This window comes from Streptomyces sp. NPDC046977, assembly GCF_040644455.1.
In the GTDB taxonomy this organism is placed as follows: Bacteria; Actinomycetota; Actinomycetes; order Streptomycetales; family Streptomycetaceae; genus Actinacidiphila.
In genome coordinates this window covers 17728-38593 of the sequence record NZ_JBEYWO010000043.1, presented here as the reverse complement: position 1 = coordinate 38593, position 20866 = coordinate 17728, and the positions used below count along the sequence as shown (strand labels likewise).

Sequence of the window (20866 nt, the reverse complement as noted above, 5' to 3'; positions counted from 1 at the left end):
CGTTCCGCCCTCCCCTGCGGCAGTTGCGCGGCACTTTCCAGGCGCGTGCGGCCATGCACGCCCGTCCGGCCGATGCCGCACGCGGCGACGTGGTCACACCGGCCGGACGAGCTCATCAACAGTAGGACGCGCTCGGCGGCCCGGCGCGTCGGCGGCGGCCCGGGCAGGGCTTCGCATGGAGCACAGGGCCCCGGGCAGGCGCCCAGGGTGCACACGGTGCCTACCTGACTTGAGTGCAGTCGGAATAGGGCCTGGGCCGCCTCGCGGCGACATCGTGGAGAACGCAGTGCTGAGGAGGAACCATGCCGGAAGACGACCTTCGCAAAGGCGAGAAAGTGTCGTGGAAGAGCCACGGGCACAAGGTGCCCGGAAAGGTCGAGAAGAAGATCACGGATCGCACGCGCGCTGCCGGACGGACTGTCGATGCCTCTGACGAGGAACCGCAGTACGAGGTGGAGAGCGAGAAGTCCGGGCGCTCCGCCGTGCACAAGCCGAGTGCCCTGCGCAAGGAGGACCGGTGATGGCCGGATCGGCCCGTGGGGGCGCGAAGCGCGACGACACTTTGGACGCGTTCGAGGAGGCGGTCAACATGACGCCGGCCGAGCTCGAGAAGTGGCTGGCCACCGACGAGTCGAGGGGCGTCGGCCAGAGCAGCGGCGGCGATGAGAGCGTCGGTCACGCCTCCGGGCGGCGCATCATCGACCTTCTGCGCACCAAGAAGGACGACCTTAGCGAGGACGACGTGACGCACATGCGCAAGGTCGTCGGCTACGTCCACCGTCACGCGAAGCAGCGGCCCAGCGGCGACGTGACGGAGACCCGGTGGCGCCACTCCTTGATGAACTGGCGCCACGACCCCCTGAAGTAGCGGGCACGCAGGAGGACAGCGGCGTCCTGCCACCGGCCGGAACCGGGTGGCAGGACGCCGCTGTCAGGAGCGGCCGCAGCGGTCAGGCAGCACCGGAGTTCGATGGGGCCGGGAACCGGTCCCAGACGCGGTGGGCACCCAGCAGCGCGGTGATCTCGCGCAGCACCGCCTCGCCGTCGGAGCCGGTGACGACGCCGACCGAGCCGACGGCGATCCCGGCGGCCTGCAGGGCGGCGTCCGCGCTGCCCCAGCCGCCGATCGGCTTGGCGTGCCGGTAGGCCTCCTGCAGCATCAGCACGACGCGGGGGTCGACAGGGGCGCTGACCGGGGACGGAGCCCCGGCTTTGGCGTCACGGCCGCCTTGGGCGTCGGCGGCCGGCCCGGGAGCTTCGGCCAGCAGCAGGGCGTCGAACTCCACGGAACGCGCCGTGGCGAAGGTGCGCTGCACGGTGACGGGATCGGAGCCCTCGCGCGTGAGGGCGCCACCAGTGGGCGCGACGATCAACGGGATCATGTCGGTGGCCAGCACCGAGCGACGGACGGCTTCCACCGCGCCCAGGTCGGACGCACCATCGGCGACGATCCCGATGACGCGACCGGCCGTCGGCCAGGTGCGGCCGACCTGCGACAGCGCGGGGCTGGGCTGTACGTCGGCGAGCGGTTCCCCGGCCTGCGGCGCGGGCAGACCCAGACCTTGTGCGACCTGCTGGCACAGGTAGGGATCGATGTGTGCGAGTGCCTTCAAGGTGCGCTCCCTGATGGCCTGCTCGTAGCACTTGCCGAGTTCGAAGGTGTAGGCGGCGATGGTGTGCTCGCGTTCGACGGCGCTCAGGCTCCGCCAGAACAACCGGGGTTGGCTGAAGTGGTCGTCGAACGAGGCCGGGGCCTCGCGCACCTTTGCGCTCGTCGCGATCGGCGTGGGGTGCTCGATGTAGGCCCGGTCCTCGGCTCCGGCGAAGAACGGGCAGCCACCGTCGAGGGAGTTGGGCTTGCAGGGAGCCGCACCGACGTGCACCGCATCCTGGTGGAAGCCGTCGCGCAGCATGTCGTTGACCGGGGCGTGCGGCCGGTTGACCGGGATCTGCGCGAAGTTCGGCCCGCCGAGCCGGGTGATCTGGGTGTCGAGGTAGGAGAAGAGACGTCCGGCCAGCAGCGGGTCGTCGGTGATGTCGACACCGGGCACCAAGTGGCCGACGTGGAAGGCGACCTGCTCGGTCTCGGCGAAGAAGTTCGTGGGGTTGGCGTTCAGGGTCAGCAGCCCGACCGGCTGCACCGGAGCCAGCTCCTCGGGGACGATCTTCGTCGGATCCAGCAGGTCGATCGCCTGGAAGGTCTGCTCCGGGGTGTCGGGGAAGGTCTGGATGCCCAGCTCCCACTGCGGGAAGGCACCCGCCTCGATGGCGTCGGCGAGGTCGCGGCGGTGGAAGTCGGGGTCCATGCCGCTGATCATCTGTGCCTCCTCCCAGACCAGGGAGTGCACGCCGGCCTTCGGCTTCCAGTGGAATTTCACCAGCGTCGTGCCGCCTGCGCCGTTGACCAGGCGGAAGGTGTGGACGCCGAAGCCCTCCATGGTGCGGAACGACCGCGGGATGCCGCGGTCGGACATGTTCCACAGGGTGTGGTGAGTGGCTTCGGTGTGCAGGGATACGAAGTCCCAGAAGGTGTCGTGGGCGCTCTGGGCTTGCGGGATCTCCCGGTCCGGATGCGGTTTGCTGGCGTGGATGACGTCGGGGAACTTGATCGCGTCCTGGATGAAGAACACCGGGATGTTGTTGCCGACCAGGTCGAAGACGCCCTCCGACGTGTAGAACTTGGTGGCGAATCCCCGGGTGTCGCGCACGGTGTCGGCCGAGCCGCGCGAGCCCAGGACGGTGGAGAACCGCACGAACACGGGCGTGTCGACATCCTTGGCGAGGAAGGCCGCCTTGCACACCTCGGCCGCCGTGCCGTAGCCGCGGAAGACCCCGTGCGCGGCGGCGCCCCGGGCGTGCACCACCCGCTCCGGGATGCGCTCGTGGTCGAAGTGCATGACCTTCTCGCGCAGGTGGTGGTCCTGGAGCAGCACCGGGCCGCGCGGTCCGGCCTTGAGCGAGTGGTCGCTGTCCGGCAGACGGGCGCCCTGCGCGTTCGTGAGGAACGGCCCGTCCTGGGCCCTCACCGTCCTGGAGGGTCCGTCCGGGCGCCCCGTCGCGCTGAGCGGTGTCGGAACGGCCTGGTCGGGCTTGGCCGGCAGCGGATCGTGAGGGGTGACCGGTTCTTCCACCGTGGGGGGCATGCTCGCCGGAACCCCCGGGATCTCCGCGCGCCCCGCAGGGGTGAGCTCGGCGGCCACCTCCGTCACCTTGTCGACGATCTTCTTCACAGGGCCCGGCTCATTGGCCATGGCATGTCTCCAGCTTCGTCTTCGTGCGACTCCGCCGCCTCCGGGTAACCGGTGTCCCTTTCACACAAACAGGGGCCCAGGCGATGTCCGCCGTTCGCGGCGGGATGTCACCCCAGGTGCCGGGCACTGGCACGGCACCCCGGCGAACGAAGCAGCAGCGGCGGCGGGCCGCGCTCGACGCCCCGACCGTCTTCCCACACGCAAAGCGGCGAGCAGATGCAGCGCTGACCGGTCTCGCGTGTGATGGAGGGGAGGGGGCCGGTGTCTCAGATCGGCAGGACGGGATGGGTGTCTCGGACAGCAATTCGGCCATGGACAGGCTGCTGGACGCACTTCACCGCACGGAACCGGAGCGGCTGGTTCGCGTAGTTATGGAGCATTACGCGAATCTGGGAGTGGACAACGCCACGATCTACGTGGCCGATCTGCAGCAGAACGTCCTCGTGGAACTGGCCGACGAAGCACCCACCGTCCAGCCGCAGCAACTGCCGATCGATGCCAGCCTGGCCGGATGGGCCTACCGGTCGGAATCCCTGCGCATCCAGCCGGGCGAGCGGGACAACGTAGTGCTGTTCGTGCCGATCATCGACGGGGTCGAGCGGCTCGGAGTCCTGTGTGTGGAGACCAGCGCGTTGAATGCCGCAATGATCCGGCGCTGCCAGTCCCTGGCCGCCCTGCTGGCGCTTGCGCTGGTCACCAAGGGCACCTACAGCGACCGCCTGGCCTGCGCTCAGCGCGTGGAGCCGATGCGGATCGCCGCGGAGATGGTGTGGGCTTTCCTGCCGCCACGCACCATCGGGACCCCGCTGGTCACCTCCACCGCTGTAGTGGAGCCGGCCTATGAAGTAGGCGGCGACGCCTTCGACCATTCCATGGGGGGCGACGTTCTTCACGCCGCGATCGTGGACGCCATGGGCCACGACCTGGCGGCCGGGCTGATGTCCTCGGTGGTTCTGGCCATCTGCCGCAACGCCCGTCGCACCGGCGCCGACCTTCCGGAGATCGTCAGCACCATCGACGAACACCTGCAGCAGCAGTTCCCCGACCGTTTCGCTACCGGCATCTTCCTCCACCTGGAGCTGACCACGGGACACCTGCGGTGGGTCAACTGCGGTCATCCCGCGCCGTACCTGCTGCGCGACCAAGCCCTCGTGCCGGGCGCGTTCGACCGTGAAGCGGACCTGCCCTTGGGAATGGGCCTCGGCACCGCATCAGAGCGGCGGGTGCATGAGGTGCGGTTGGAGCCGGACGACCGTGTCCTGCTGTACACCGACGGCGTGACCGAGGCTCGGCTGACTGGGAACGCCTTCGGCGAGGAACGCTTCATCGACTACATCAATCGCGCGGCCTCAGCCGGGGAGCCCGCCCCTGAAGTCCTGAGGCGCCTGGCCCACGCCATCCTCAGCTCGCAGAGCGGGCACCTGAGCGACGACGCGACCATCGTGCTCTTCGAATGGCACCCCCTTCGCGAGGTCCAACGACGCTGACCTCCACCGTGGGGATGCGGGCGTCGCCCCTTGGCGTTTCCTCCCCCGAGGCGGGGGCAGCCGCTGCTCATGGACCATTCGCGCGCGCCGGTCCTGGAGGCGCTGAACGCCTACCACGCGACCGGACAGACACCGTTCACCCCACCAGGTCACAAACAAGGCCGTGGCACCGATGCCCGCGTTCTGGAAGCACTGGGCGAGGCCGTGTTCCGCTCCGACATCCTGGCCACCAGCGGCATGGACGACCGGACGTCCTCCGGCGGGGTCCTGGAAGAGGCACAGGAGCTCATGGCGGACGCCGTGGGGGCGGCTCACACCTTCTTCTCCACCTGCGGCAGCTCGCTGTCGGTGAAGTCGGCCATGCTCTCCGTCGCAGGCCCCCGTGAGCAGATCATCGTCGGACGGGACGCACACAAGTCCGTCGTCTCGGGACTGATCCTGTCCGGGCAGAAGCCCATCTGGGTGCGTCCGCAATGGGACCCGGACCTGCACCTGGCTCATCCGCCCTCTCCCCAGGCGTTCGCCGCCGCACTGCGCGAGCACCCTGACGCCAAGGGCGCCCTGGTCACCAGCCCCACCCCCTACGGGACCTGTGCGGACCTGCACGCCATCGCCGAAGAATGCCACCGGCTCGGGAAACCCCTGATCGTCGACGAGGCATGGGGGGCGCACCTTCCCTTCCACCCGCAGCTGCCGACCTGGGCCATGGACGCCGGAGCGGACGTGTGCGTCACCTCCGTCCACAAGATGGGATCGGCTCTGGAGCAGAGTTCGGTCTTCCACCTGCAGGGCGACCTGATCGACCCCGCCGTGCTCAAGGCCCGCGAGGACCTGCTGGGGACCACCAGCCCCTCCGTGCTGCTGTACGCGGCACTGGACGGATGGCGCCGCCAGATGGTGGAGCACGGCCACGCCCTGTACGACCGGGCTCTCGCCCTGGCCGACGCCCTACGGGGCCAAATCGAGCACCTCGACGGCTTCCACGTGCACGGCCGTGAGGATTTCTGCGGCCCCGACCGCGCCGCGGACATGGACCCGTTGCAGGTGATCATCGATATCTCGGCCATGGGGACCACCGGATACCGCGCCGCCGACTGGCTGCGAGCCCATCACGGGGTGAACCTGCACGTCAGCGACCACCGCAGGATCAGCGCTCAACTGACCCACGCGGACAGCGACGACAGTGCCAAGGTCCTCGTCGCCGCCTTAGCCGACCTCATGGAGCACGTGGCCGATCTGCGCCCCGCGGCTGCCGTGGACATCCCGGACCCGAAAGACCTCACCCTCGAGCAGGCATTGCTACCCCGGGACGCGTTCTTCGGCCCGACCGAGCAGGTCCCGATCGAGAGGGCCGAGGGAAGGATCACCGCCGAAATGCTCACCCCCTACCCGCCCGGCATCCCCGCGGCGCTCCCCGGCGAACGCCTCAACCGGCAGGTGCTGGACTACCTGCGCAGCGGCGTGGAGGCCGGAATGGTCGTCCCCGACGCCGCGGACCAGCAGGTGCACTCCATCCGGGTCGCAATCGACAAGTGACGAAGGAACCCCCTGATGACGCCTCGCAACGAGAATCCGGTTTCCCGCCACCCGCAGCCGGACTTCCCTGCGCAGGACCAGCCGCACCCAGGCTGGACCGGCCCGATGGACCCGCCCCCCGACCACGGCGAAGCCTCGTACCAGGGCAGCGGCCAGCTCGAAGGCAAAGCCGCGGTGATCACCGGCGGCGACTCCGGGATAGGACGGGCCGTGGCACTCGCCTTCGCCCGTGAAGGGGCGAACGTGCTCATCACCCACCTCCCGGAGGAGAAAGACGAGGCCGAAACCACCGTCGGACTTGTTGTCGAAGCCGGGCGCAAGGGCGTCGCCCTGACCTGCGACATCCGTGACGAAGAGCAGTGCCGCAAGGTGATCGACCTCGCCCTCGCACAGTTCGGACAGCTCGACATCCTGGTCAACAATGCCGCATACCAGATGTCCCAGCCCGACGGCATCGGCGCCATCACCACAGAGCAGTTCGACCACGTGCTCAAGACCAACCTGTACGGCATGTTCTGGTTGTCGAAGATGGCACTCGAGCACCTGCCCGCGGGCGGCTCCATCATCAACACAAGCTCGGTGCAGGCCTACAAGCCGAGCCCGCACCTGCTGGACTACGCGATGACGAAGGCCGCGATCGTCAATTTCACCCAGTCGCTGGCTCAGATGGTCGCGTCACAAGGAATCCGCGTGAACGCCGTGGCCCCAGGTCCGGTGTGGACACCGCTCATCCCCGCGACCCTCCCGGACACCACCGAATTCGGCAAGCAGTCGCCCCTCGGCCGTCCCGCACAACCGGCCGAGATGGCTCCGGCGTACGTCTTCCTCGCATCCCAACGCGCCGGCTACATCACCGCCGAGGTAGTCAACGCGACCGGCGGCACGCCCCTGCCGTAGGAGCAGCCGTGCAGCGCCGCCCACCGGGCGGCCCGACTGAGCCTGCACCGCCTGCGCCCGACCGAGGACTGGATGGGAAATGCGACCTCACCTGTGTGGTCATCCCAGAGCGCGCCCGCCGTCGAGGCGGGTCAGGCTGAGATCGGCAGGCTGGGATTCCTCCGAACGCCGGCCGCAGACAGGCCGCAGTTGCCTCACAGCGACAGGGCCGCTTGCGGCTATCGTCTCGTGATGCCCGCATGACGGCATCGGGCACATGCTGGTGGTGCGGCCCCACTCAGAACGAGATTCAGCCCTCGGAGCGGGGCCGCCCTCGTTGCTCTCGGCCGCCCCGGCATGCAGGGTTTATGTCTCTCGTGCGGCGTGGACATGGGGTGATCGACTCCGGTGACTCGTGCCTTCCGATACCAGGCACTTTTGTCGGAACCTCGCGTCTGACCAGGGCGATGAGGGCGGCTGGGATCCGGCCCCGCCGAGGGGGATACTGGCGCCCATGCGAATCGACTTCGATCCCGAGGCCATGGGCCGCAACCCGTTCTACAAGCTGCTGACCTCGGTGGTCGTGCCGCAGCCCATCGCATGGGTGTCGACCCTGAGCGAGGCGGGAACGGCGAATCTCGCCCCCCTGCGAAGTTCTGAGGAAAGCGGTAGCGGTCCAGTAGCACGTTAGCCCTGGTCAGAGGTCTGTGCAAGGTGGGAGTTTACGGGATTACGGAGGGCGGTTGGCTGCTTGGTCTGCAGCGTCAGCACCGGTCGCCGTACTACCAGCGCCACCACTTCGTCCCGCAGTTGCTTCGCCTGCGGCCGGCAGCGCCCGGCCTAAGGTCGGCGGTTGGTGCGGGCTCGGCTGCTCAGGCCGGGTGAGGGTCGGTGTAGCAGGCAGCGGCAGGCCCCTCCGGAGCGGCGTTGATGCGCCGCGACCCGCAGGCCGAGGAGGAATGGCCGTGGGTGTCGTCGAGGTAGAGGTGAACACCGACGATGTGGAGCTCAGTCCCCTCCGGCGCCTCGTCGTGCAGCCGCCGGGCCGAGGGCGGCGGACTGCCAGCGGAGGGACGCTCAGCCCACGTGCCGTCGGACGAGATCGGTGAGAGACCGGGCTCAGGTGCAGCCGCGCCAATGTGCTCGGGGTGGACCGCCATAGCACCAAACCCACTTGCAGATCCACGGTCTCCGGATCACCGCTCCAGCGGCCTCGAAGACCGACGGCATCCTCGAGCCAGAGACCCGTCCGCAGGGCCTGGCGGCAATCATCAGTAAGTTCCCGACCTGAAGCAGTCCATTAACAGCTTGGTCGGCGACTTCGGCCAACCTGTCCTGGCGGACCAGTGATCGACATCAGGCAATGGTCGCCGTTGGCGACCCCACGGTGGGTGCGAGGGCGACTCTCGCACCCACCGCGCTGGGAGATCATGTTAGCCGAGGGCTTTTTTGACGTCCCAGCCGCTGGTGATGACGATTGCGTCGGAGCCGGGTGTGGTGGGTGTGGCGATGTAGACGTGGACGCTGGTGTCTGCCAGGACGGCCCAGATGTCGGGGATGCCGTCGCCGTTGATATCGGGTGTGCCAGCGATCATGGGGACGCTGTCTTTGCTCCAGGCGATGCCGGGGTAGTTGGTGTCGACGCCGAGGAGGGAGGGGGTGCCGTTGGACAGGGACAGCAGGGTGGTGCCGCCGTGGCTGTCCTTGATGCCGTAGCGGACGCGGAGTTGTCCGGCTTGACGAACGCGGTAGACGAGGTCGAGGGCGCCGTCGTTGTTGTGGTCGCCGACGGAGACCAGGTCGCGATCGGGCCATGCGGTGGCGGTGTTCTGGAGGACGGCTTGGCTGAAGGCGCCGCCGGTGTAGCCGAGGAAGGCCCAGTACTGGTTGCCGGAGGTGGCGAACATGTCGGGCCGGCCGTCCTTGTCGATGTCGCCGACGGCGAGGATCTGGTCGTAGGCCCCGGGGGCGGGCACGGTCTCGCCATTGACAGCCTTGTCGGGGAGGAAGACCTCGGTGCGCTGGGTGATGTCGAAGCTGCCGTAGCCGTCGCCGGGGTAGATGAACAGGCCGGGGTCGGCCCCGTTGTCGGGGTTGTTGTCGTTGTCGGGCATGCGGGCGATCAGGTCGGTGATGCCGTCGGCCTTGAGGAAGTCGCCGTTGTGGGTGATCAGGGCGGGGTTTCCATCAGGGTCGGTCCAGTAGCCGTCCGCGAGAGTGGAGCGGGGCTTGTAGGCGGCGGGGATGGAGGCCTGGATGTCGCCGGTCTTGTCCGCTGCGTACAGGCGCAGGTTGCCGATCTGGTCGATGACGTACAGGTCGGGGAGCGCGTCGCCGGTGACGTCGCCCGGCGCGTCCTCGTGGTCGCTGGGCGAGACGTAGAACAGGTAGGTCGCCGCCGCCGATTGGTTGCCCGCGCCGTCGACGGCCTTGACGTACAGCACGTTGGGGCCGGCGACTTTGGGGGCGACGGAGACGGTGGTGCTGGCGCCCTTGGCGACGGTCTTGCTGTGGTCGTAGAACCCGCCGTTGACGGAGTACAGGTAGGTCGTGGTGTCCTTGCTGCCGGCGGGCGACAGGGTGAAGGTTCCCTCGTTGCCGAACGTCTTGGTGCTCCAGACGGTGCCGGTTCCGTCGTCCTCGGGGAAGTCGGTGGAGTCGATGCCGGGCGGGTTGGGCTTGCTGGAGTCGTAGGTGAACAGGCAGTTCCCGGTGCCCGGCGGCGCGTAGGAGGAGGCGGTGCCGGTGGAGTCGATGGCCCGCACGGTCCACCTGTAGACCTTGCCGTTGGCGAACTTGGCTGCGGCGACGGTGATGCTGGCGTGGCCGTTGGCATCGACGGTGTAGTTGCCGTCGATGATCTTGGTGGTGGCGCCGTCCTGCCACACCTCGAAGTCGAGGTACTTCAGGTCGCCGTCGGGATCGGAGGAGGTCGCGGCGAAGGTCAGGTCGGAGTTGCCGACGCTGCTGCTGGGGGTGGCCTCGCAGTCCGGGCCAGGCGTCATGGCCAGCTTGGTCGGCTCGACAGGCTTGTGGTTGTAGGTGATCTTCAGGTACGGAGAGTTGCTGCTGCTGGCCTCGAACTTCTTCCACGGGTACGACGAGGTCTCGTCGGCCGCGCGCAGTCCCACGGTGACCGAGCTCCAGCCGTTGTTGGCGGCGTCCTGGCCCAGGGAGGTGGCGGGGAAGTTCACCCAGTTGTCGGGGCAGCTGCTGTTGTAGCCGTGGGCGACGTTCTGGGCGTTGATCTGCTCGGTCCACGACGGCTGGTTGTTCCAGGTCGTCGCCGAGGAGATGCCGCTGGTCCGCCACAGCTGGACACCGCGCGCGGAGCAGGACCAGGAGTAGGTCTCCAGGGCGTAGAAGGAGGCGGAGGAGACGGCCGCGCCTTTGAGCTTGGTGGACAGGGCCAGCTGGAAGAAGGAGCGGGACAGCCCGGCGGTGGTGGACTCGTAGCCGACACGGGCGGTATCGGTGCCGTCGTTGAAGTTGTTGCCGTTCCAGAAGCTGGAGCTCGGATGCGGCTGGTAGGCGGTGGTCCAGTTGTTGGTGTGCCCGGTGAAGGAGGGGTCGATGAACACCGGGTACACCGTGGAGTCGTCGGTCAGCAGCTTCGCGTCGGGTGTCAGGCTCAGTGCGGTGCCGCCGCTGAGGGTGACCTGGGCCAGCGCGTCGTGGGTGCCGGGCTGCGGCCCGGCAAGCCCGGGCAGGGCCAGCACGGAAGCCGAGTCGGAGCCGGTGGTGAAAGCCGCCGGCCGGACGGCCGGCCCGGCGCCGCCGCGGGTGCTGTCGCGGAAGGCCGCATCGGTCTCGTCGTAGGGTGTGTGGGAGCTCGGATCGGGGCTGTCCGCGGGATCGTCCGCCGGCGGGTCGACGTCCGGACCGGTCGACGGGGGCGGTTCCTCGGACGGGCGGGGCGGCTGCGGGTCGTCGCCCTCGGTGACGGCGGGTTTGCCTGCGGAGTCCCACATGTAGGGCGTGGGGGAGACCGCGATCTCGCGCCCACTGCTGTCCTTGGCGTGGACGACGTGCGTGACCGGGTCGAGGGTGAAGGCCAGGTCCGGTGAGGTCAGGCCGTACGACAGATGGGCGAGTTCCGGGTTTGCCGCGGCGTCTGCGTCCTTGACGATCAGGACGTGGGAGAAGCCCGCGTCGCGGGCGGTCAGCAGCAGATCGACCCCGGGCAGCACGTCCTGGTACAGGGCGCGCGGGCCGTCGACGACGGGCGCCGGCAGCGCGGCGGGCCAGGTCAGCGTGAGCTGGTGTCCGTCGGTGCTCCAGGTGACCAGGTCGCTGGAAGTCGCCTCCCCGGCCGTTCCGGTGGTCAGCGCTGTACGTGCCTGGGACCGGGAAGCGTGGGCATCGGCGCTGCGCCGGCCGGCGGAGAAGACCGCCGGGTTGTTGACGGCCTTGGGCGCCCAGCCTCCGTCCTTGGTGCGACGCAGGTCGGTGTCGATGGGCTTCCACACCCCGCCCACCTTCGCGCGGAACGCGATCGCACGACTGGTCAGCTCGAAGGAGCCGTTGGGCAGGGCGTAGGTGGTGGTGTTCGCGTCGCGCAGCGCGGTGACCTCCACCCGCTCGCCGGAGCTGCGGGCCTTGGCGACGGCGGTGTCCTCGTCCAGCAGCACCGGCGCGGAGGGGGCCCCCGGGTGCTGTGGGGCGTCGGCGTGGTGCAGCGCCGGCAACTGCGTCAGGCCAAGGACAGCGGCCACTGCGGTGGCCAGCAGGGCACCGGCCCGCCGCCTGGTGCGCGGCAGGCGCAGCCAACGTCCGTCCACGAAACTCTTCCCCTCCCCGACCCGCAGCCAACGCCACGCGATGCCCGGCGACGAATGAATCCGCCACCGAGCCCAGCGTCATCTTTGGCTGGAGTTAACCTGATGTTCAACCCTTGGGAGTCAGTGCAGAAATTTCCCAGAGGGCAGGAATGCGCGACCAGATCATGCCCTACAGATGCACCCCGCGCCACCCTTTATGGGATTCCGTGGCGGATGAAAAGGTGTGAATGCGGCAAGTTCTTCACGTGTGGGACTTGTAATGCGAGTGCGAGCCGGTCGGGCGCGCCCCACAGGTCAACCCTCCGCCGTTGCCGACCACGTGCGCTGCAGTGGACATCCCGAAGTACGCTTGCCTGCTTGTGTCCCGATGTGTGGATCATGTGAATGAGGAACCCTTTGCGCCGGATCGAAGGATCTCTGAATAATCTTTCCTGGATGCGTCAATTTTCCATCTATTGTGCGTGGCGGATGTCACATGTGCCGTGAAATCAATTGACGGGTACCTTATTTCGGGCAGAGGATTCGGCGGATCTTTCTTCGTATCTTCAGGGCAGGCTCTGCGGTTTTCCGTCGTATTCCTGCCTGCCGCCTTGGGGGGCTGCTCGGTGTTTGGTTGGCGTTCGCTGTCGTGGTCCGGTCGCGGCTCATTGCCGCGCACTGCCGCTGCTCGCCGTCGTGTGCACCGGGTCCGCCTAGGGACCGGAGCGGCGGTCGTGGCCGGGTTGCTGGTGACCTTGCTACCCGCGCAGGCGGTCGCTGCTCCGCCGACCGGCGGGGACCGGGCAGGGGTGAACCTGATCGATCTGCCGCCCGAGGAGAAGGCCGCCGACGCGGACACCGGCGTGCTCGATGATCTGGCTGGCGAGGCGACGGTCCCGGTGAAGCCGTACGAGCCGGCCGACCCGGTGGTCCCGTCCGGTGAACCGGAAGCCATCGACCTGACCAATCCGGTGGCCGGTGATCTGGTCGAGGCCGACAACCTGCCGGTGTTGCTGGGAGCCCCCAAGGACGCCACTCCCGAACAGGCCGCAGCGGTGGCCGGTACCTGGCAGGTCGGCGTGGCAGCCGATCCCGCGTCGGCAGCCGAGGTCAGTGGTGTCCTGCTGACCGTGACCCCGCCGGCAACGGCCGACGATGCCGCGGTGGACGTGGCGCTGGACTACTCGGACTTCGAGAAGCTCTACAGTGCCGACTGGGCAGACCGCATGCAGTTCGTGGCCTACCCCGAGTGCTTCCTGAGCGACCCGGACGACGAGGCCTGCAACCAGGCCACTTCCCTGGCCACCCAGAACGACAGCACCACCGGGCAGATCAAGACCACGGTTGACGTCGCCGCGGCGACCGCGGCCTCCGCGGCGGCCCGGACCGCATCACTGAACACCGACCACAACGGTTCGGCCGCATCGGCGGTCTACCACCCCAGCAGCCATAACCAGACCCTGCGGGCGCTGCTGCCCCGGGCGACCGCCGGTGGCGGGTCGGTGGTGCTGGCGGCAACGGACTCCGGATCCGGTGCCAAGGGCGACTACACCGCAACCCCGCTGTCCAGTGCTGGCACGTGGTCGGCCGGCGGTTCGGCCGGGGCCTTCACGTGGTCCCAGGCCGTCCAGGTGCCTCCGGTATCGGTCGGCCCTTCGCCGAAGATCTCCTTCGACTACAACTCGCAGGTCGTGGACGGGCGTACCTCTGCCACCAACAACCAGGCCTCCTGGATCGGTGACGGCTGGGACTACAACCCCGGCTCGATCGAGCGGACCTACCGCAACTGCCGGGACGACACGAGCGGGAACGCCAACAACGCGTCCCACAAGACTTCGGACCTGTGCTGGGGCTCCTACAACGCCGTGATGTCCCTGGGAGGATCGACGACCGAACTGGTCGTCGACCCCAAGAACTGCCCGGACGGAAACCTGGACGCTGAGGGCTGCGTGTGGGTGACGGCCAACGGAGACGGCACGAAGGTCGAGAAACTCAAGGACACCAGCAACGACAACGGTGACGCGGACGGGGAGTACTGGAAGGTCACCACCAGGGACGGCACCCAGTACTACTTCGGCAAGAACAAGCTTCCCGGCTGGACCACCGGCAAGGACACCACCGACTCGGTCTTCACCGTCCCGGTCGCCGGCAACCAATCCGGTGAGCCCTGCTACAACAGCAGCTTCACGTCCTCGTTCTGCACCCAAGCCTGGCGCTGGAACCTGGACTACGTCGTGGACGTACACGGCAACGCCATGTCGCTGTGGTGGAACAAGGAGACCAACTACTACGCGAAGAACGAGAAGTACACCTCCCCGGTCTCCTACACCCGAGGCGGCTACCTCACCCGCATCGACTACGGCCAGCGCTCGAACACACTGTTCACCGCCAACCCGCTCGCCCAGGTGCAGTTCACCGTCGGAGAACGCTGCTTCGACGAGGCCGAGAGCGGTCTGACCTGCAACGACGCGGCCTTCGCCTCGCGCGACTACGGCAAGTACCGGCTGTGGTACGACACTCCGGTCAACCTGTACTGCGCCGGAACGGCGGGCAAGCGCTGCCCAGTGCCGTCCCCGACGTTCTGGTCCCGCAAGCGCCTGTCGTCCGTCACGACACTCGCCCAGCGCAAGCAGGGCTCGACCACACCGTCGAACGTCGACAAATACATCCTGAACCAGTCCTTCCCCCGCACCCTGACGGACACCGCCCCACCGCTGTGGCTGGAATCGATCCAGCGCACCGGCTACACCGTCAACGGCGACACCCTGCAGATGAACGCGGTGGAGTTCTCCCACAACAACCAGGCGATGCCGAACCGCGTCACCACCGGGGACAAGGACCCGCGGCCGTCGTTCGACCGGCTTCGCATCCGCCGGGTCGTCACCGAAACCGGTGGCGAGATCGACGTCGAGTACTCCGACCCGTGCCCGGCCATGGCCACCTCCGCGCACCCCAAGCCGGAGGACAACGGGACCCGCTGCTACCCGGTGTACTGGAGCCCGGACCCCGATCAGGAGACGATCGACTGGTTCAACAAGTACGTCGTCACCTCCATCACCCAAAAGCCTCGCTTCGACGGCGTCCCCGACCTGGTCACCGAATACCAGTACCCGGATGACGGAGCGGCCTGGGCGAAGAACCAGGCCGAGTTCTCCAAGAAGGCCACCCGCACCTACGACCAGTGGCGCGGCTACTCCCAGGTCACGGTCCTCACCGGCAAGAACGACCCCACCAACGGCATCGTGCGCGGCAAGAGCGTCACCCGCTACTTCCGCGGCATGGACGGCGACCCCCTTCCCGGCAACAGCGCCCGTTCGGTGAAGGTCAAGGACTCCACCGGCGCCGACATCGCCGACGACGAACCCGCCTTCCAAGGGATGACGGCCGAGGCAATCACCTACACCAAGGCCAACGACGACGGCAGCGGCGGCGAGATCGCCTCTCGCACCGTCACCTATCCCTCCGAGCAGGCGCTGGCCACCCGCGCCCGCGACGACAGTCCCGACCTGCAGGCCTACCGCACCCAAGTCGACAAGACCGTCACGGTCACCCCGACCAGCGGCACCAAGCCCGGCGACAGCCGCACCTCGCGCACTGTGCAGGTGACCACCCAGTACGAGGACACCTACGGGCTGCCCACTCAGGTCGAGTCCCGCGGCGACACCGGCAAGCCCGGCGACGAGACGTGCACCCTCACGTCCTACCTGCACAACACCACCGCCTGGCTGATCGGTCTGGTCCAGCAGACCAAGACCACCGCCGGCACGTGCGACCAGGCAGCCACCGCGACGGGCGACGAGGTCATCTCCGCCTCACGCACCCGCTACGACTACCAGGACTACGGCGCCGCCCCCACCAAGGGACTACCCACCGAAGTCTGGGGTTCTGACGGCGCCGGCACCGGCTGGATCCGCACCAGCAAGACCCACTACGACGACTACGGCCGCCTCGACTCCGCCACCGACGCCAACAACCAGACCGGCACGACGACATACAGTCCGCCGACCGGTCAGGTGTTCTCCACGACCGCCGAGAACGCCCTGCACTACACCTCCACCACCACGGTGGAACCCGGCCGCGGCACCGCCGTGGACGTATCCGACGTCAACGGCCGCACCACGCACTACACCTACGACGCCCTCGGCCGCACCACCGCCGTATGGACACCCTCGCAGGACCCGGCCACCGACGACCCGGACACGACGTTCACCTACGACACCACCGTGGGCAAGCCCACGGCAGTGACCACCGAAACCCTCCGTGACAACGGCACCTACGCCCGCTCCATCGCCCTCTACGACGGCCTGGGACGCACCCGCCAGACCCAGACCGACGCCGTCGGCGGCGGACGCATCGTCACCGACACCCTCTACAACGCCAACGGCACCGTCCGGCGCACCAACAACGGCTACTACGCCGAAGACGCACCCTCCACCGCCCCGTTCGAGCTGAAGTCCGACTTCAACATCCCCAACGCCACCCTCAGCAGCTACGACGGCCTCGGACGGCCCCTGTCGGTCACACCCGTCGAGGGCGGCATCGCGCAGGACGGAACCATCCCGAACGGCAGCACCACCAGGTCGCCGGACAAGACCACCCGCTACACCTACAACTGGGACGCCACCACCGTCATCCCGCCCACCGGCGCTGCCGCCACCCGCAGCTTCACCGACGCCCTCGGCCGGACCACACAGATCGACACCTTCACCGACGCCCTGCGCGCGGCGTACACCGCCACCACCTACACCTACGACACGCGCGGCAACCGCACCGAGGCCAAGGACACCAAGGGCAACACCTGGTCCTGGGTCTACGACGCCCGCGGCCGTGCCGTCAAGGCGGTCGACCCCGACACCGGGACGACCCAGACGTGGTACGACAACCTCGACCGGCCGGAAACCACCCTGAACGCCAGCGGCATCAAGGTATGGACCAAGTACGACGCCCTCGGCCGCGCCACCGAGCAGCACCTGGGCGATTCCAGCGGCACGCTGCTGACGAAGTTCGACTACGACACCATCCTGGGCGCCAAGGGCCAGCTCGTCTCCGCCATGCGCGACAACGACGGCGTCAAGATCACCACCACCATCACGGGATACGACGCCGAATACCGTCCCACCGGCAAGACCATCAGGATCCCCGACAGCCTCACCGACACCTTCACCGACGGCCTGGCCGGCACCTACAACTACGCCTACAGCTACACCCAGACCGGACAGCTGCAGTCCGTTACCGTCCCGGCCGTCGGAGGTCTGGCCCAGGAAAAGGTCATCACCCGCTACAACGCCGACGGCCTGCCCACCTCCACCTCCGGCCTGGACTGGTACACCGCGGACACCACCTACAGCCCCTACGGCGAGGTGACACGGGCCGTCACCGGCGAGATGCCGAACCGGGTGTGGACCACCAACCTGTACAACGAGAACACCGGCCAGCTCACCCGCGCCGTAACCGACCGCGAGGTCATCGGAGCCTCCCGCGTCAACGACCGCACCTACACCTACGACACGGCCGGCAACGTCACCCAGGTCAGCGACACCGACAACGTCAGCTACACCGACCGCCAGTGCTTCACCTACGACGCGCTCGGGCAGCTCCACGAGGCATGGACCTCCCCCAACCCCAGCTGCAAGGCCACCGGCCAGACGAACATTGCACCGGTCTACAACGACACGACCGGCAAGGTCACCGCGACCAACGTCACCAGCGCCAACGACGGCTACTGGCAGACCTACAGCTATGACGAACTGGGCAACCGCAAGCAACTCATCGAGCACAACCCCACCGTCACCGTCACCGTCACCGGCGGCCAGGTCGACAGCACTACCGACACCACCACCGGCTACGGCTACGGCACCAAGGACAGCGGCGGCACCCTCCAGCAGCCCCACACCCTCACCGACATCACCACTGACACCGCCACTGTCGACACCCTCGCCGAGCTCACCTACGACGCAACCGGCAACACCCACACACGCACCTACGGCGGTGACACCCAGACGCTGGAATGGACCTGGGACGGCAAGATCAAAACCGCCTCCGGCTTCGGCGCCGACGGCAAGGGGCAACTCCTCGGCCTCGAAAACAAGTGCCTGGACCTGAAGAACTCCGGAACCACGGTCGGCACCCCCCTCCAGCTCTTCTCCTGCAACGGCACCAAGGCACAGAACGCCCAGCTCGACCCCACCACCGACGCGCTGAAGATCCTCGGAAAGTGCGCCATACCCACTGGCGGTGCCACCACCGACGGCACTCCCGTCACCCTGGCCGCCTGCACAGGGTCCACCGACCAGAAGTGGACCCTGACCGGCGGCACCCTCAAGCACCAAACGTCGGGCAAGTGCCTCAACGCCCCCAGCGGTGACGACGCCACCGCCCTTCAACTGAACACCTGCACAACCGACGCCGGTCAGAAGTGGGCCTTCGCCGACCAGACCACCTACCTCTACGACGCCAACGGCAACCGAATCATCGCCGCCACCGCCGCCTCCCACACCCTCTACCTCGACGACACCGAACTCTCCACCGACGCCGCCGGAGACACCGCCTACTGCCAGCGCTACTACGGCCAAGCCGGCGCCCCCGCCGTGCTGCGCCACTCCACCCGCGGCAGCACCACCAGCACCCTGACCGCCATGGTCACCGACAACCACGGCACCGCCGTCGGCACCGTCGGCCTCGACGACGCCCAGGCCATCGAACGCCAGCGCACCGACCCCTTCGGCGTCCAACGCGGCACCCAGCCCGGCACCTGGCAATCCCACCGCGGCTACGTCGGCGGAACCGACGACAACACCACTGGCCTCACCCACCTCGGCGCCCGCGAATACGACCCCGACACCGGCCGCTTCATCTCCGCCGACCCCGTCCTCGACATCGCCAGGCCCCTCAGCCTCAACGGCTACGCCTACAGCGCCAACAACCCCGTCACCCTCACAGACCCGACCGGCACCGACTACGGCTGCGGCGGCGGCGCCTGCGCCTACATGAACGACGGATCGAGCGCACGACTCGAGGACGAGGACAAGCACGAAGGGCGCCAGACCGGAACCGGTGGTGGCCTCGACAGCGTCGGCATCGTTACCAAGGTTGTCACCGTCACGAAGCCCCAGCCCGAATGCGGCCTGTTGTGCAAGGCGAAGGGCTGGATGCAGGACCACCGCGAGGTCGTCACCTTCGTCACCCAAGTCGTCGTCACCGCAGGCTGCGGTGTAGCCGTCGGGGCCGCCGGAGCCGCCACCGGCGGAGCCGCACTCGGCCTGGCAGCGGGCTGCGGCGCCCTCGGCGGAATGGCCGGCGCCTGGACCAACAATTACCTTGATCCCGACGCCGACCACAGCAACCTCGGCTACCTCAAGGCAGAAGGAATCGGCGGCGCCACCGGAGCGGCCGAAGGCGTCATGGGCTTTGGCGCGGCAAAGCTCATGGAGAAGGGCGCTACCAAACTCGCCGCAAAACTCCTCAGTGTATGCAAAAATAGCTTCCCTGCCGGCACGGAAGTACTTGCCGCTGACGGAAGCGCCAAGCCCATAGAGGACCTTGAGCTCGGTGATGAGGTTCTCGCCACAGATCCCGAAACCGGCAAAACGGGCTCTAAGTCGGTCACCTCCACGATCCTCACCCCGGATGACACCGACTTCACCACTATCACCCTGAACAATGCTACGGGGGATGGCGGGAGCACCCTCACCGCAACCGACCACCATCCCATGTGGTCACCCAGCGAACACGACTGGATCGACGCCGGAAACCTTGCCCCGGGCATGACCCTCCGTAGTGACAAGGGTCGTGATCTGCGCGTTGTCAGTGTCAAACACTTCCGTCATCTTCAGGCCGCTTACAACCTCACAGTCGCTGACCTTCACACGTATTATGTGGTCGCTGGGCAGACATCGATCCTGGTGCATAATTGCCCACCGTCTCCTGGAACGGGGCCGGTGAAGTTCAAGGCTCCTCCAAATGCAACCCAGACGGAGATTGACGAGGTGAAGGCGTATGTTGCGTCATGTGAACGTGCGAGGTGCGCAGGCCAACTCTCGCCCACTGGGCGCGTCGCGACGGCAGGAAAGCTGCGGAGACAGGCTACGGCTGCTGCTGCTGCGGAGCGAGCCCGCGCAGCCGCTGCCGGAACCCCGTACACGGGAGTGCCGGGCCATGGTCCCGATACTGCTTGGACAGGTAATCCAGTCCCGCCGGAATGGCTTGATTTGTCCGGCAGGGTGAATTCAAGCCTTGGTGGACAGGTCAATGGTTATCCTGTGGGATACAAGCCAACGAAATTCGAGTACTCGCCATGAATTCATCTTCGCCGGATTGGGAACAGCTCATCGCTCGCGCTGCGGCGGTGAATCGAAGCATTGCTTCAGCTGACGTGAACTCTATTTGGAACTACGGGGGACCGCGGACTCCTGTGGGCTCAACTGAGGCTTTCTTGTCGCAGGCGGATGTGACATTTGATCTAGGGGATGATTACCGGAAATTCCTATCCATTTCGGATGGGTGGAGAGGCTTCTATCATGACGTGGACCTGTTGTCCGCATCCGAGCTCTTGGGGGGTGAAAGGTTTGATAGGGCTTGGATGTTGGTCGAGGCTGCGGATGCTGGAAGTGGTGGATCCCTGGGCGTGAGCAGGGACCTCTATGTGCCATGCGGGGTTGCGGCGGTCGATATCGATGTTTTCCTGATTGGGGTCACTGGCGAAAGCTCCTCTGTTCGCTGGATTGCCGGTCAGGAGGTTGAGCGGTTCGATTCGTTCGGTGAATTTTTTGAAGAGATGATCTCGTACAATGAGGAGACTCTCGAAGAGCTGCGGTTGGATCCATGGCTTGGGGCGGGATGAGGAGTCTCTGGATGCTGACGCTTTCTCAGCGGTGATCATTTCCAGATCCCGTTGAGGACGAGGGCGGCGCGGGCGATGTCTCCTATAGGGCGGGGCTGATGGTGACGTGCTTCAGGG

9 protein-coding genes and 1 pseudogene are annotated in these 20866 nt (G+C 67.4%); 8 read left to right on the top strand and 2 right to left on the bottom strand.

The features are described 5' to 3' along the window. Positions 1–302: 302 nt before the first annotated feature. Together ABZ883_RS38850 and ABZ883_RS38845 are read left to right on the top strand one after the other, a co-directional pair. Complete coding sequence (locus ABZ883_RS38850) at positions 303–521, top strand: DUF2945 domain-containing protein (protein ID WP_360915477.1); 219 nt, start codon at positions 303–305, stop codon at positions 519–521. Then, positions 521–868: a DUF3140 domain-containing protein gene (locus ABZ883_RS38845; protein ID WP_360915474.1), complete on the top strand. Its 348-nt coding sequence runs from the start codon at positions 521–523 to the stop codon at positions 866–868. Before ABZ883_RS38850 ends, ABZ883_RS38845 begins: the two co-directional genes overlap by 1 nt. Before the next feature lie 82 nt (positions 869–950). Here the strand turns inward: ABZ883_RS38845 and ABZ883_RS38840 are convergent, their stop codons facing one another. Then, positions 951–3251 carry a catalase gene (locus ABZ883_RS38840; protein ID WP_360915472.1) on the bottom strand — a complete coding sequence of 767 codons (2301 nt, stop codon included), beginning with the start codon at positions 3249–3251 and terminating at the stop codon, positions 951–953. A 311-nt stretch (positions 3252–3562) separates the two neighbouring features. Between ABZ883_RS38840 and ABZ883_RS38835 the strand changes: the two genes are divergently transcribed. The 4 genes and pseudogenes from ABZ883_RS38835 to ABZ883_RS38820 all read left to right on the top strand — a co-directional run. Beyond that, on the top strand, positions 3563–4738 hold the full coding sequence (locus tag ABZ883_RS38835; protein ID WP_360915469.1) for a PP2C family protein-serine/threonine phosphatase: 1176 nt from the start codon (positions 3563–3565) through the stop codon (positions 4736–4738). Between the two features lie 69 nt (positions 4739–4807). Further along, complete coding sequence (locus ABZ883_RS38830) at positions 4808–6274, top strand: ornithine decarboxylase (RefSeq protein WP_360915466.1); 1467 nt, start codon at positions 4808–4810, stop codon at positions 6272–6274. A 15-nt stretch (positions 6275–6289) separates the two neighbouring features. Next, positions 6290–7171, top strand: coding sequence for an SDR family oxidoreductase (locus ABZ883_RS38825; protein ID WP_360915463.1), 882 nt, complete (start codon positions 6290–6292; stop codon positions 7169–7171). Positions 7172–7664: 493 nt separating this feature from the next. Continuing rightward, positions 7665–7796, top strand: a pseudogene (locus ABZ883_RS38820) (flavin reductase family protein); the annotation flags it as partial. Positions 7797–8583: 787 nt separating this feature from the next. Here the strand turns inward: ABZ883_RS38820 and ABZ883_RS38815 are convergent. Further along, complete coding sequence (locus tag ABZ883_RS38815; RefSeq protein ID WP_360915460.1) at positions 8584–11931, bottom strand: DNRLRE domain-containing protein; 3348 nt, start codon at positions 11929–11931, stop codon at positions 8584–8586. Between the two features lie 788 nt (positions 11932–12719). Between ABZ883_RS38815 and ABZ883_RS38810 the strand changes: the two genes are divergently transcribed. Both ABZ883_RS38810 and ABZ883_RS38805 read left to right on the top strand, forming a co-directional pair. Beyond that, a complete protein-coding gene (locus ABZ883_RS38810; RefSeq protein ID WP_360915457.1) occupies positions 12720–20207 on the top strand; it encodes a polymorphic toxin-type HINT domain-containing protein in 7488 nt (2495 codons plus the stop codon). 224 nt (positions 20208–20431) lie between these two features. Continuing rightward, positions 20432–20749, top strand: a complete 318-nt coding sequence (locus ABZ883_RS38805; protein ID WP_360915454.1) for a hypothetical protein — start codon at positions 20432–20434, stop codon at positions 20747–20749. Positions 20750–20866 lie beyond the last annotated feature (117 nt).

Excerpts from the sequence above, each read along its gene's own strand:
- ABZ883_RS38850 (WP_360915477.1), top strand. The coding sequence starts at position 303 with ATGCCGGAAGACGACCTTCGCAAAGGCGAGAAAGTGTCGTGGAAGAGC.
- ABZ883_RS38845 (WP_360915474.1), top strand. The coding sequence starts at position 521 with ATGGCCGGATCGGCCCGTGGGGGCGCGAAGCGCGACGACACTTTGGAC.
- ABZ883_RS38840 (WP_360915472.1), bottom strand. The coding sequence starts at position 3,251 with ATGGCCAATGAGCCGGGCCCTGTGAAGAAGATCGTCGACAAGGTGACG.
- ABZ883_RS38835 (WP_360915469.1), top strand. The coding sequence starts at position 3,563 with ATGGACAGGCTGCTGGACGCACTTCACCGCACGGAACCGGAGCGGCTG.
- ABZ883_RS38830 (WP_360915466.1), top strand. The coding sequence starts at position 4,808 with ATGGACCATTCGCGCGCGCCGGTCCTGGAGGCGCTGAACGCCTACCAC.
- ABZ883_RS38825 (WP_360915463.1), top strand. The coding sequence starts at position 6,290 with ATGACGCCTCGCAACGAGAATCCGGTTTCCCGCCACCCGCAGCCGGAC.